Here is a 13,623-nt window from a genome sequence, read left to right as displayed (position 1 = left end):
GCTACCGATTCCGTTGCCCGCGCCGGTGTTCGCCTTCGGTGCAGAGCTGTCGCCGGTGCCGCCGATTCGCGCGCTTGCCCGGAGGTGCCGCCGATTGCCTTGCCCGCGGCGAAGATCCGTGAATCCCCGCCCGTGCTCGTCCGAACGGGCGAGCCGCCGATTTCTTTCGTCCACGCCGACGAACCGCGACCGCCGACCGGACTCCCTCGCCCGCACGGCCGACTCGTGCCTGCCCGCTCGGACTCGCCGAGTCCGTTCCAACCCCGCTGTGCCTGAGTGCCCGGGGCCAGTCGCCGACCGGCCCGGGCGTGCCTCAGCTCAGTGCGCGGCCTCGTTCCACGAGCGTCCGTATCCGACCGAAACCTCCAGCGGCACGGTGAGTTCAGCGGCAGAGCCCATGCCCTCGCGGACCAGTTTCTCGACGTCCGCGCGCTCGCCGTCGGCGATTTCCAGGACCAGTTCGTCGTGGACCTGGAGCAGCACGCGGCTGCGCGAGCCCGCTTCGGACAGGGAGCGGTGCACGTTCAGCATCGCCACCTTGATGATGTCGGCCGCGCTGCCCTGGATCGGGGCGTTGAGCGCCATCCGCTCGGCCATTTCGCGGCGCTGCCGGTTGTCGCTGTTCAGGTCCGGCAGGTAACGGCGCCGGCCGAAGATCGTCTCGGTGTACCCGCGCTTCGCAGCCTCCCCGACGACCGACTGCAGGTAGTCGCGCACCCCGCCGAACCGCGAGAAGTACGCCTCCATCTGCTCTTTCGCGTCTTCCGTCGAAATCTTCAGCTGCTGCGACAGCCCGTACGCCGACAAGCCGTACGCCAATCCGTACGACATCGCCTTGACGCGGTAGCGCTGTTCCGCCGTGATTTCCGCGGCGGGCACGGAAAACGCACGCGACGCGACGAACGTGTGCAGGTCCTCGCCGCTGTTGAAGGCCTCGATGAGGCCCTCGTCCTTCGACAGGTGCGCCATGATCCGCATTTCGATCTGGCTGTAGTCCGCGGTCATCAGCTCGACGTAGCCGTCGCCGACCACGAACGCGTCGCGGATGCGCCTGCCTTCCTCGGTGCGCACCGGGATGTTCTGCAGGTTCGGCTCGATCGACGACAGCCGTCCGGTGGCCGCGATCGTCTGCTGCAGCGTGGTGTGGATGCGCCCGTCGTCGGCGACCGATTTGATCAGGCCCTCGACCGTGGTGCGCAGCCGCGTCGCGTCGCGGTGTTCCAGCATGTGCTGCAGGAACGGGTGCTCGGTCTTCTCGAACAGCGACTGCAGCGCGTCCGCGTCGGTGGTGTAGCCGGTCTTGGTGCGCTTGGTCTTCGGCATGCCCAGCTCGTCGAACAGCACCACCTGCAGCTGCTTCGGCGAACCGAGGTTGATCTGCTTGCCGATCACCTCGTACGCGGATTCCGCGGCCTGCGTGACCCGGCTGAGGTAGTGCGCCTCCAGCTCGGTGAGCTGGTCGACGTCGACCGCGATGCCCGCCGCTTCCAGTTCGGTGATCACTTCCAGCAGCGGGAGTTCCAGCTCGGCCAGCAGCTTCGCGCCGCCGAGCTCCTCCAGCTCGGTGGTGAGCGCGCCGGCCAGCTCGAAGACCGCGCGGGCCTTCACCAGTTCGGCGGAGATTTCCTTCTGCTCCAGCTCGTCCGCGCCCCCGTCGAGCAGCGACAGCTGGCCGTCGCCGTCTCCCGCTTCCGAGCGCAGCTCGCGGTGCAGGTAGCGCAGGGCCAGATCGTCCAGCCCGAACGTGCGCTGCCCCGGCCGCGCGAGGTACGCGGCGAGCGCGGTGTCCATGCTGAGCCCGCCGAACGTCCAGCCGCGGGAGCGCACCGCGTGCAGCGGCACCTTCAGGTCGTGGCCGATCTTGCGGATCTTCGGGTCCGCCAGCCACGCCGACAGCGCCCGGTCGTCCGCCTCGTCCATCGCCGTGACGTCGACGTACGCACCCTCGCCGTCAGCCGTGGCGAAGGCGACCGCCTTGAGGTCGGAACGAACCGACGAACCCGTGGTGCGGAACGACAGCGCGACCGGCTCGGCCGCTCCGGCGTGCGCTTCGAGCCACGCGCCGAGCGCACCCGGCGCGAGCGCGGAGCCGGACACCTCGAAGCCCTCCTCGGCCTCCGGTTCGGCGCTGCTCAGCGTCTCGAACAGGCGGTCGCGCAGGACGCGGAACTCCAGCTCGTCGAAGAGCCGGTGCACTGCCTCGCGGTCCCACGGGCGCAGCTCCAGCTGGTCCGGCACGGACTCCAGCGGCACGTCGCGGACCAGCTCGGTGAGCTGCCGGTTGAGCTGCACCGAGGACAGGTGCTCGCGCAGCGCGTTGCCGACCTTGCCCTTGACCTCGTCGACCCGGTCGATCAGGTCGGCCAGGCTGCCGAACTGCCGGATCCACTTGGCCGCGGTCTTCTCCCCCACGCCGGGGATGCCGGGCAGGTTGTCGGACGGGTCGCCGCGCAGGGCCGCGAAGTCCGGGTACTGGGTCGGCGTGAGGCCGTACTTCTCTTCCACCGCGTCCGGCGTGAACCGCACGAGGTCGGAGACGCCCCGCTTCGGGTACAAAACGGTCACCCGATCGGTGACGAGCTGCAACGCGTCGCGGTCGCCGGTGCAGATCAGGACGTCGTAGTCCTCGCCCGCCTGCGTGGTGAGCGTGGCGATGACGTCGTCGGCCTCGTAGTTCTCCTTGGTGAGCGAAGGGATGCCGAGCACCTCGAGCACCTCTTTGACCAGGTCGACCTGGCCGCGGAACTCGTCCGGCGTGGCGCTGCGGTTGGCCTTGTAGTCGGCGTACGTCTCCGACCGGAAGGTCTTGCGCGAGAGGTCGAAGGCGACCGCGAGGTGCGTCGGCTTCTCGTCGCGCAGCAGGTTGATGAGCATCGAGGTGAAGCCGAAGACCGCGTTGGTGACCTGCCCGGTCTTCGTGCGGAAATTCTCCGCGGGCAGGGCGAAGAAGGCGCGGTAGGCCATCGAATGGCCGTCGATCAGCAGCAGCCGGGGTCGTTCCTGCGCACCGGCGGCGCCTGTGGTCTTGGCAACGGTTCGGTTCTCACTCGGGCTCACGGGGGCGAGTCTAGGGTGAGGGTCTGACACTCTTGCGTGTCGCATAGGTTGAGGAGCAGAGAGTGACCGAGCAGACGGCGGAAATCACGCCGGGCCAGTTCGCGGGCATGGACCCCGCGGCCGCGGACCAGCAGCTGAACGACAAGATCGGGCTGAAGCTCGTGGAGCTGACCCCCGAGCGGGTCGTCGGCACGATCCCCGTCGAAGGCAACCTCCAGCCCTACGGCCTCCTGCACGGCGGCGCGAACGCCACCGTCGCCGAAGCCCTGGGCTCGGTGCTGGCCGCACTGAACGCAGGCCCGGAACGCGCCGCGATGGGTCTTGAGCTGTCCTGCACCCACCACCGCGCAGTCCGCTCCGGCACCGTGACCGGAGTCGCGACCCCCCTGCACGTCGGACGAGGCACCATCACGTCGGAAATCGTGCTCACCGACGACGAAGGCCGCCGCACCTGCACCGCCAGGCTCACCTGCGTCGTCCGGGACCGCCCGCCAGGCGCCTAATCCCACGGAGAGGCGGTCGTGAGGGGAACCCTGAGGAACTCTGATTCCCTCAGGGCTCCCCTCACGACCGTCCGCGCCCAGGATCGACACACCCGCACCCGCTGCTGAGAAACCCCCAATGCCACATTGGGTGCATCCCACGCACCCAATGCGGCATTCGTTGCGTCACATGNCCCCCCCCCCCCCACCCCCACCCAACCGCAGCCAGCGCACCCGCCGAACCAGGCACCCACACCTCCCCCACCCCCGATACGACGCCAAAAACACGGCGCGGGGGTGCTTGTCAAGGCATCTTTCCCGCCTTGACAAGCACCCCCGCGCCGTAGTCACAATCAAAAATCGGGGTGCCCCGTCTCACCGTCCGGGCGCAATGTCGCCGCCAGGCGACGAGCCGACCTCACCCCACCCCGAGATAAGCCTCCTTGATACTGGTATCAGCCAACAACTCCTGCCCAGTACCAGTCTTGGTAATCTGCCCAGTCTCCAGCACATAAGCCCGATGCGCCCGAGACAACGCCTGCTGCGCATTCTGCTCAACCAGCAGCACGGTAGTCCCCTGCCGATTGATCTCCGTAATAATCCGGAAAATCTGCTGAATGAACTGCGGCGCCAACCCCATCGAAGGCTCGTCCAGCAACAACAACCGAGGCTTAGCCATCAACGCCCGCCCGATGGCGAGCATCTGCTGCTCACCCCCGGACATAGTCCCGCCGACCTGAGTCTTCCGCTCAGCCAACCGCGGAAACAACTCGAACACCCGATCAAAATCAGGCTGCAGATTCTTCCGGTCCTTGCGCGCATAAGCGCCCATGTCCAGATTCTCCAGCACCGTCATGCCAGGGAAAATCCCCCGCCCCTCCGGAGCCTGCGAAATCCCGCGAACCACACGCAAATCCCCGCGCAGCCGCGAAATGTCCTCGCCGTCGAACCGGATGGCACCGCCGGAAATGGGCCGGATACCGGAGATCGCCCGCATCGTGGTGGACTTGCCGGCGCCGTTCGCCCCGATGAGGGTGACGATCTCGCCCTCGTTGACCGTGATGGACAGCCCGGACACGGCCTGGATCCGTCCGTAGTGGACGGAAACCTCGGTTAGCTCAAGCAACGTCATCGTCGGGAACTCCCAGGTAAGCGGCGATCACGGCGGGGTTCTCCCGGATTTCGGAAGGCAGCCCGTCGGCGATCTTCTTGCCGAACTCCAGCACCACGATCCGGTCGGTGACGCCCATGACGAGCTTCATGTCGTGTTCGATCAGCAGGACGGTGTAGCCGTCGTCGCGGATCGTCCGGATCAGCCCCATGAGCTCTTCCTTCTCCGCCGGGTTGAACCCGGCGGCAGGCTCGTCGAGGCACAGCAGCTTCGGCTCGGTGGCGAGCGCCCGCGCGATCTCCAGCCGGCGCTGATAGCCGTACGGCAGGTTCTTCGCCCGGTCCGCGGCGCGGTCGGCGATGCCGACGAATTCCAGCAGCGCCATGGCTTTCTCGATCGCCTGCTTCTCCTCGCGGTGGTGCCGCGGGACTCGCAGGAGGGCGCCGAGCAGGCTCGTCTTGTGCCGGGCGTCGGTGCCGACGACCACGTTCTCCAGCGCGGTCATCTCGGAAAACAGCCGGATGTTCTGGAACGTCCGCGCGATGCCGAGCTGGGTGATCCCGTGCCGCGACGTCTTGCCGAGCGGCTGGTCCTCGAGCAGCACCTGCCCCGAGGACGGCCGGTAGACGCCGGTCATCGCGTTGAAGCAGGTGGTCTTGCCCGCGCCGTTCGGCCCGATCAGGCCCAGGATCTCGCCGCGCCGGATCTCGAAGGACACCGAGTCCAGCGCCACCAGCCCGCCGAAGCGGACGGTGACGTCGTCGACCTTGAGCAGCGTCTGCCCGTAGCCTGCCTGGATCTCCCGGTCCGGCGCGACGACCTCGGCGACCTCGGCCTCGTGCTCGGCGAGCTCGTCGGCGGTCATGTTCGCGACCTCGGCCACGAGGCCGCCCTCGGCCGGGACCTCGGGCCCGGTTCCGTTGCCAGGGACCGTCATGCCTTCTCCCCCGGGTTGTCGGTGACCAGCGAACCGTCGCTGCTGACCTGTTCGCCCTTGCCGAGCAGCCGCTGGTACGCCTGCCTGCCGTAGGCGAGCAGCCGCTGCCGCGCGCCGAGCAGGCCCTGCGGGCGAAAGATCATCAGGACGATCAGCGCCAGCCCGAAGATCAGGTACTTGTACTCCGCGATCTGCTGGAACCGCAGCGGCACGTACGCCACCACGATCGCGCCCAGCAGCACGCCGACCTTGTTGCCCGCGCCGCCGAGAATGACCGCGGCCAGGAACAGCATCGACGTGACCACGTCGAACTTCTGGTTGTTCACGAAGCCCAATTGCCCCGCGTACAGCGCGCCGGAGAGGCCGCCGACCGCGGCGCCGCCGACGAACGCCCAGATCTTGAACTTGAACGTCGGCACGCCCATGATCTCGGCCGCGTCCTCGTCGTCGCGGATCGCGACCCACGCGCGGCCGACGCGGCTGCGCTCCAGGTTCCCGACCACGAACAGGATCACGATGATGATCGTGACGCAGAGCCAGTACCACGGGATGCCGTCGGTGTTGTTGAAGAGCGGGTTGCCGTCCGCCTTCACGCCCGGCGGGTGCCCGACGCCCTGGAAGCCGCGGTTGCCGCGCAGCGGGTCGATGTTGTCGGCCAGCAGCCGCACGATCTCGCCGAAGCCCAGCGTGACGATCGCCAGGTAGTCGCCGCGCAACCGCAGCGTCGGCGTCCCCAGGATCACCCCGAAGATCATCGTGACCACCATCGCGATCGGCAGCACGACGAGGAACGGCAGCTTCGCCAGCGACGAGTCCGGGCTCGTGAAGAGCGCCATCACGTAGGCGCCGATCGCGAAGAACCCGACGTAGCCGAGGTCGAGCAGACCCGCTTGGCCGACCACGATGTTGAGCCCGATGGCGACCAGCGCGTAGCGGGCCACCTCGAACATCGCGATCGGGAAGTCGTACCCGGGCTGGGTGGTGATCAGCGGCGGGTTCAGCACCGGCAGCAGGTAGACGAGCGCCACCAGCGGGATCAGCACCCCCCACTGCTGGACCCGGGACAGCCTGTTCCACCAGTCCGAGAGCGGACGGCGGCGCGCCTTCGCCGGAGCGGCGGGCGGCGTCGTAGTCGTCGTCATACCCGTGCCTTTCCGAGCGATTCGCCGAGAATGCCGGTCGGGCGGAACATGAGGATCAGCACCAGCAGGGCGAACGCGACGACGTCGCGCCAGGCGCCGCCGAACAGCGACTGCCCGTAGTTCTCCACGACCCCGAGCAGCAGGCCGCCCAGCAGCGCGCCGCGCAGGTTGCCGATGCCGCCGAGCACCGCGGCGGTGAACGCCTTGATGCCGAGGATGAAGCCGCCCTGGTACGAGGCGCCCTGCGGGATCTTCATCATGTAGAACAGCGCCGCCGCGCCGGCCAGCAGGCCGCCGATGAGGAACGTCAGGGTGATGACGCGTTCCTTGTTGACGCCCATCAGCGTCGCGGTGTCCGGGTCCTGCGCGACCGCGCGGATGCCGCGGCCGAACTTGGTGCGGTTGACGAACATGTCCGTGCCGACCATCAGCAGGATCGACGCCACCACGGTGATGATGGTGACGATCGTGACGCTGCCGCCGAAGATCGTGAACACCTCGTCGTTGCGCAGCAGCCGGATGCTGTTCTCCGGGTTGCCGCCGCGCCAGATGAACAGGATCTGCTGCAGCACGAAGGAAGCGCCGATCGCGGTGATCAGGAAGACCAGCCGGGGGGCCTTGCGTTTGCGCAGCGGCCGGTAGGCCACGCGTTCCAGCACGACCGCGGTGCCGCCGGACACCGCCATCGACGCGATGAGCGCGAGCAGCAGGAAGCCGATCAGTTCGAAGATCGGCAGATCCGGGGTCGCGCCCGGGCGGAAACCCAAGCCGTAGAAGGTGAACCACGTCGCGAAGGCGCCGTAGATGAACACCTCGGAGTGGGCGAAGTTGATGAGTTTGAGCACGCCGTAGACGAGGGTGTAGCCCAGCGCTACGAGCGCGTAGATGCTGCCGTAGGAAAGACCGTCGATCGTGTTGTCCCAGAACTGGTTCAGGAACGAATTCACGTCGAAGGTGATCCAGCTTCCGCCGCCCTGCGCGAGGACGAGCGAACTGAGGTCAGGGGTCATCGACACACTAGTTCTCCATGTGGGTCCGGGGTGCGGGCCCGGCGGGATCTCGCCGCCTGGCCCGCACCCCGGTACTGGAACCGAAAGCGGTGAGCTACTTGATCTCGGTGTTGCGGACGATCTTCCCGTTCTCCACCTTGTAGGTCCACACGGTGGTCGCGGCGAGCTCGCCGTGGTCGTCCCACTTGAAGTGCTTCGTGATGCCCTGGCCGTCGTAGGTCTTCACGAAGTCCAGCAGGCCGGCGCGGTCCTTCTTGCCCGCGTCGATGCCCTTCAGCAGGATCGTCGCGACGTCGTAGGCCTCGGGCGAGTAGGTGCCCGGGTCGACGCCGGTCGCCGCCTTGTAGGCGTCGGTGAACTTGGTGAACTGGTCGGCGGGCACGCAGGGGCAGGTGAAGTACGCGTTGGCCGCGGCGTCGCCGGCGCCCTTCACGAACAGGTCGTCCTTCACGCCGTCCGGGCCGACGAACTTGGCCTTGACGCCCGCGTCGTTCAGCTGCTGCGCGAACGGAGCGGCTTCCTGGTAGTAGCCCGAGTAGAAGATCGCGTCCGGCTTCTCGTTCTTGATCTTGTTGACCACGGCGGAGAAGTCGGTCTGCTTCGTCTTGACCTTGTCCTGGCAGCTCGCCTTGTCGCCGAGCGCCTTGACGGTCGAGGCGGCGAGACCGGTGCCGTACTCGGAGTCGTCCTCGATCACGCAGACCTTGTTGGCCTTGAGCTCGCCGGTGATGAACTTCGCGGCGGCCGGGCCCTGCGCGTTGTCGTTGCCCAGTGCGCGGAAGAAGGTCTTCCAGCCGTTCTGGGCGAGCGACGGGTTGGTCGCGGACGGCGTCACGGCGACGAGGCCCGCGGAGTTGAAGATGTTGCCCGCGGCCTTCGACTCGCCCGAGAACGGGAGGCCGATGACGCCGATGATGCCCGGGGTGTTGACGATCTGGGTCACGATGCCCGGCGCCTTGTCCGGGGTGCCCTCGGTGTCGAACTCCGCGAGCTTGACCTGGCAGCCGGGGTTCGCCTTGTTGTGCTGGTCGACCGCCAGCTTCGCGCCCTTGAGGATGTTCTGGCCCAGGGCCGCGTTCGCGCCGTTGATCGTGCCGGCGTAGGCGATCGAGGTCGGCGCGCACTGCGCCTTGCCGTCTCCCGCCGGGTCCGCCGCGTTCGCCGCCGCCGACGGGGCCGCGGCCTGCGGCGCGCCGCTGTCGCCACCCGAGTCACCGCCGGTCCGCGCCGAGCAGGCGCCAAGGGAGATGACTCCCGCCGCGGCCAGCACGATGACCTTAGTGAGTCGTGCTCTCTGCACTCGTTCCTCCAAATGCCACCCGCCACGCTCCTGCGGAACGGCGGGTCCCTGCGTGGGACTTCGACTGGGCGCTGAACGTAGCCGCCGGGTGAGGTGTTGCACAGAGTCACAGCGAGTCTTGTATCCACATCGTGACGGTCGTCACGAGAATTAACGGACGATTTACACTCGATCGTCTGATTGCAACGACCGAGTGAATGACTCTTCGTGTCCGAGCACCCCTCGAACGGACCTAGACCTGACGTCCGATCGATGGAGGCAGTGTAAGAACATCCCCTCTGTCATCGTGACCGACACCACGATCCCCCGGCCTCCAAGGTAGCAACCTTGCCCTTTCGCGCAGGGCAGATCAACCCGCACGGGTGGGTCGCGAACCGGTGCCGCAGAAGGGTTTTCGCTGGTCGGCGCCCAGGTTTCGGCGCGACACGGCGAGCCGGGACGGACGCGGCGAACCGGACGGCAGTCCCGCTGGGCGGGAGCGCGCTCCGGGGCCGGGCGGTGACTCTCCGGAACGGTTTCCGGCGTTTCCGGAGTGCCGGGCCACGAAAAAGCGGGCGCGACCCCCTGGTCACGCCCGCTTCCCCGGGTGCTTGCCGGTTGCTCAGCCGATGCTTTCCACGACCGCCTCGGCGACGGCCTTCATCGTGGTGCGCCGGTCCATCGCGGTGCGCTGGATCCAGCGGAACGCGTCGGGCTCGGTGAGCCCCTGACGGCTCATCAGCAGGCCCTTCGCCCGGTCGATGACCTTGCGGGTCTCGAGCCGGTCGGTGAGCCCGGCGACCTCGGCCTCGAGGGCCTGCAGCTCGGAGAACCGGCTGACGGCCAGCTCGATCGCGGGCACGAGATCGCGTTTGGCGAACGGTTTCACCAGGTACGCCATGGTGCCCGCGTCGCGGGCCCGTTCGACGAGGTCGCGCTGGCTGAACGCGGTGAGAATGACGACCGGCGCGATCCGGTCGCCGGTGATCCGCGCGGCCGCCTCGATGCCGTCGAGCTTCGGCATCTTGACGTCGAGGATCACGAGGTCCGGCTTGAGATCGGTGGCCAGCGCGATGGCCTCCTCGCCGTCGCCGGCCTCGCCGACCACCTCGTAGCCCTCTTCGCGCAGCATCTCCACCAGGTCGAGCCGGATGAGCGCCTCGTCTTCCGCGACGAGCACCCGTCGCTGCGGCACGCCGGCGGCGGCGCCGTTCGACTCGGCAGCCTGTTCGGTCACCGGTGTCCTCCTGAAGGCTCGGCGGGACGTCTTCGACACGCGGTCACCCGCGAGAGCCCAGCGTACCGGGACCGATCCAGATCCCACGATGGCGTTCACCACGAAGTGGCGGGCGACACCCAGCCCCGGCCCCAAGTCGATCACCGCCGATCACCGGACCCGGTCGCCGGAGGGGAGGACGGGTCCCGTAAAGTTTCCGGCACTGCGCCCCCGTAGCCCAACTGGCAGAGGCAACGGATTCAAAACCCGTCCAGTGTGAGTTCGAATCTCACCGGGGGCACGGACAACCTCTACACAAGCGAGCGCGCTCGACTGAGCGGCTTGCATGTCGGTCATCTGATCCGTGATCCGCTCCGCCGCCTCGACCAGGGCCACTGCGTCGAGCAAGGCAGCCTCGTCCGGCCCGGGCTGGCTCGCGGTCTCGGCGTCCAAAGCGTCGACCCGTGCGGAGATCGCTATCCGTACGGCTGCTCCGACATCCGCCGCGACGCCTGCGAAGGACGGTTCGGAGATCACTATGCGAGTCAGTCCTGGTCGCTCCGGCCAGGCCGACCCGGCTTCACGGCGAGTTCACTGCCCTTGGCCCCGACGCGAAAGACGCAGATCCTCTGAGCATTAACAATCATCTTGCGAGCCCCGTTTGAAAAACCTTCGGAAACGTCCCGGGACAGTTTTCCCACGAAGCCTGGATATTTCACGCGAATAGCGCTCCAAGTCGTGGCTTCCGCTACTGACTGCCCGGTCCATCAACTTGGCCCATTTCTCGATGGCATCGTCGAACAGACCGCGCAGAGCCGTCAACCGGGCATCGATTTCGCAAAGCTCGCGCTCGTACGGGCCCGCATCCTCCTTGCCGAGCAGCCGACGCGCTTCATCGTGCGCGCAAAGCGCCCTCGTAAATTCCCGCGAAGCGCCGCACACTTTCGCCCGGACCATCTCCGCGCGGCCGCGGTTGACGTCGTCCACGCTGATGCTGACGGACTTGTCGACCCACCGTCGCGCCTCGTCCATCTCCGCAGGCAGGCCCGCTTCCCCCGCCTTCCAGTGGATGTTCGCGCCCATCCGAAGGTGAATACTCAGGTCGCGGATGCTGACCTCGCCCAGTTCCCGGTCGATTTCAATCGCCTGCCGCATGCACTCCAACGCCCCCGAGTAGAGTCGATGATCGCCGTCATCTGCCCGCATCTCCAGCAGTCGCGCCTGCATCTCGAGCACTGAAGACCGGACCCTGCGTCGCAGGGCCTCGTCGCCAAGGCCGCGCTTCTCGACCTCGTCAACCTGCGCCCATGCCAGATCTAATTGAGCCTGCGCTTTCTCGAAGCGGTATTGCAGGAAGTGCATGCGCGCATGCATCGAGTAGGCGCGAATCAGGACGAAGGGGTCGCCGATCCGGCGAGCGCTGGTGATCCGGTAGCCGTTGAGCACCTGGAACCACGAGTGCAGGCTCCTTCGATTCGCGAACAGTTCCAAGTTCATGACCAGCAGACAGACTTCGCTGTCTTGTCCAGCCCCGCACGCGTCACGGACGACTTCGGTGACGAGGTCGAGGAGCATGCCAAGCTCGGCCTTGGCCCGCACGGCATCACCTCTCACAGTCGACTGTTCAGGGACCCGCAGCCGACCAGGATCGCTGTCCGCTTCCCGAGCCTTCTCCATCAACCAGCGCAACAACCTTTGCGACACCGCGGCGGCCGGCGGCTGACAGTCCGCGGGAAGCAGGGCGGGTACGTACCGCCGCGTCACTTCGTCCATCACCGGACGTTCGTCAGGGCCTTTCGCGAGAACGAAGCCCGTCACCAGCTTCGCCAGGTCGCTCCGGGTGACCGGGAATCCTGCCGCTGCCTGCGCGCTGTCGGGCGTGATGCCTGCCGCGGGGTATGCCGCCAGAGCAGCGATCAATGCGTGGTTGTGCGCACCCAAGGAGTCGAACGCCCGCCGCACGGCCTCAGCTATCACATCATCGGCCCCGGCGAGCCCCTCGGCCGGCAGCGTCTCGAGAAAATCTCGCACAACCGTGCCGGGACCGGCCGCCCTCGCGTACTGGAGAGCAACACCTGCTTGAACGAGGATCCGCGGTCGACCGCCACACAAGCCGAGCAGTTCGTCAGTCGCGTCCGGTTCGGCGTCCAGAACCGAAGGGGCACACCGCGATTCCAGCACCTTCCTGGACGGCGCATCGTCCAGCATGGGCAGTTCGACCACGCGATCGAGAGTGACCTCGGAACGCAGCCGACAGTCAGCCGCGGCAGTGGTCACGAGAACGAGATTTACCGGCGAAACCGGTTGCAAGATGCTGACGTCGTCCGAGTGACGCAGATTCTCGAGAACCAGAAGAAAATGATATTCCAGAGACGCGTTTTGATACTGCCGAGGGAGCCGCCGGGGATCGTCGCTGATGTCAGAAGCGGGAATTCCCAGATCCTGCAAAACGGAAACCAGGACGCTGGCCGTGTCCAGCGACCCGTCGACCCGGTGGTTGTCCAGGTTCACTCTCACACAGCCGTCGTGGAACTGGGGCGTCCAATGGTGCGCCCATCACATCGCCAGAGTGTGTTTCCCTCCACCCGGAGGACCGACAAGGAGCCACAGTCCCGGCTTCGGGCGGAGCTCACGCAGAATTTCTTGGTTGAAAAAGGGGTCTGGCGCTGTGGGCCTGGCGGCGTCGCGTCGGGGCTCGCGCCGCCTGAGTCCCCGCAGCAACGCGTCCTGAAACGCGGGATCCTTGCAGGCGTCCTTCAGCCGGTCCGCCAGATCCGCGTTGCCTGTCGGCACGTCCCCGAGTTTCCGCTGGAGAGACTTGGCCACCCCGCCGGCGACGCCTTTCGCCACGCCGTCCACTGCGACGCCCCTGAGGACCGCATCCCCTAAGCCGATCCAATCCATACGCGAACCCCTCCCCCAAGCCGATCCGGGACGGATGATAGCAGCGTGCACAGAATGCGTCACCCTAGGTGATGCATTCTGATGCGGTGCGCAGACGGTCGCGAGAGCCTCTGCTGGAAAACACGCTCGGTCCTTCGAATGCTGGGTGGACTTCGCCGGATTGGCAGACAGAGAGGGGCCCGCTGCTGACGTTGGTCTCCGGCACGGACCAGCCACACGTGACGCTGAGAGGCGGTCCGTTGCTGCCCTCCGGTCCGGCGAGACCGGAAGGTAGCTACCGATCTCGGGCCAAACGCCGTAGCGAACTGAACGCTGCACTCCCAAGCTCCGGGTCGTCGCCAAGCCGACAGAGGACCTCGACTGCGTCCGCGTTTCCGACGTGGCCGAGCACGCGCACGGCGTAGTCGACCGTCGCTCGGGAAGTGCCTCACGAGGAACCTGACCACCTCCAGCCGGCCGCACAGCCTGCTCGCCGATGGCGGCGT

9 protein-coding genes and 1 tRNA gene are annotated in these 13,623 nt (G+C 67.1%); 2 read left to right on the top strand and 8 right to left on the bottom strand.

The window, feature by feature from the left end; genetic code table 11:
* Window positions 1-318: 318 nt before the first annotated feature.
* Window positions 319-3,057 carry a DNA polymerase I gene (polA, locus tag EIZ44_RS14615; RefSeq protein WP_134729098.1) on the bottom strand — a complete coding sequence of 913 codons (2,739 nt, stop codon included), beginning with the start codon at window positions 3,055-3,057 and terminating at the stop codon, window positions 319-321.
* A 107-nt stretch (window positions 3,058-3,164) separates the two neighbouring features.
* On the opposite strand from polA, the gene EIZ44_RS14610 reads away from it, so the two are divergent.
* Window positions 3,165-3,560, top strand: coding sequence for a PaaI family thioesterase (locus EIZ44_RS14610; protein ID WP_162836026.1), 396 nt, complete (start codon window positions 3,165-3,167; stop codon window positions 3,558-3,560).
* Window positions 3,561-3,957: 397 nt separating this feature from the next.
* Here EIZ44_RS14610 and EIZ44_RS14605 read toward each other — a convergent pair whose 3' ends face one another.
* The 6 genes from EIZ44_RS14605 to EIZ44_RS14580 form a co-directional block, all read right to left on the bottom strand.
* Entirely contained in the window at window positions 3,958-4,671 is a 714-nt protein-coding gene (locus EIZ44_RS14605; protein ID WP_037818087.1) for an ABC transporter ATP-binding protein, read from the bottom strand.
* Window positions 4,658-5,587: an ABC transporter ATP-binding protein gene (locus EIZ44_RS14600; protein WP_037818086.1), complete on the bottom strand. Its 930-nt coding sequence runs from the start codon at window positions 5,585-5,587 to the stop codon at window positions 4,658-4,660. The genes EIZ44_RS14605 and EIZ44_RS14600 overlap by 14 nt, the downstream gene beginning before the upstream one ends.
* Complete coding sequence (locus EIZ44_RS14595; RefSeq protein WP_037818085.1) at window positions 5,584-6,729, bottom strand: branched-chain amino acid ABC transporter permease; 1,146 nt, start codon at window positions 6,727-6,729, stop codon at window positions 5,584-5,586. Before EIZ44_RS14595 ends, EIZ44_RS14600 begins: the two co-directional genes overlap by 4 nt.
* Window positions 6,726-7,739: a branched-chain amino acid ABC transporter permease gene (locus EIZ44_RS14590; protein ID WP_037818218.1), complete on the bottom strand. Its 1,014-nt coding sequence runs from the start codon at window positions 7,737-7,739 to the stop codon at window positions 6,726-6,728. The genes EIZ44_RS14595 and EIZ44_RS14590 overlap by 4 nt, the downstream gene beginning before the upstream one ends.
* Window positions 7,740-7,833: 94 nt before the next feature.
* Window positions 7,834-9,009, bottom strand: coding sequence for a branched-chain amino acid ABC transporter substrate-binding protein (locus EIZ44_RS14585; RefSeq protein WP_037818084.1), 1,176 nt, complete (start codon window positions 9,007-9,009; stop codon window positions 7,834-7,836).
* Window positions 9,010-9,640: 631 nt separating this feature from the next.
* On the bottom strand, window positions 9,641-10,255 hold the full coding sequence (locus EIZ44_RS14580; RefSeq protein WP_009079762.1) for an ANTAR domain-containing response regulator: 615 nt from the start codon (window positions 10,253-10,255) through the stop codon (window positions 9,641-9,643).
* A gap of 206 nt (window positions 10,256-10,461) precedes the next feature.
* Between EIZ44_RS14580 and EIZ44_RS14575 the strand changes: the two genes are divergently transcribed.
* Window positions 10,462-10,535, top strand: a tRNA-Leu gene (locus EIZ44_RS14575).
* A 335-nt stretch (window positions 10,536-10,870) separates the two neighbouring features.
* Here the strand turns inward: EIZ44_RS14575 and EIZ44_RS14570 are convergent.
* On the bottom strand, window positions 10,871-12,745 hold the full coding sequence (locus EIZ44_RS14570) for a tropomyosin (protein ID WP_134729096.1): 1,875 nt from the start codon (window positions 12,743-12,745) through the stop codon (window positions 10,871-10,873).
* Between the last annotated feature and the right edge of the window lie 878 nt (window positions 12,746-13,623).

Source organism: Amycolatopsis nivea (assembly GCF_004522235.1).
Classification (GTDB): Bacteria; Actinomycetota; Actinomycetes; order Mycobacteriales; family Pseudonocardiaceae; genus Amycolatopsis; species Amycolatopsis nivea.
The sequence above is the reverse complement of the archived record's forward strand: the minus strand, read 5'-3'. Positions and strand labels throughout refer to the sequence as shown.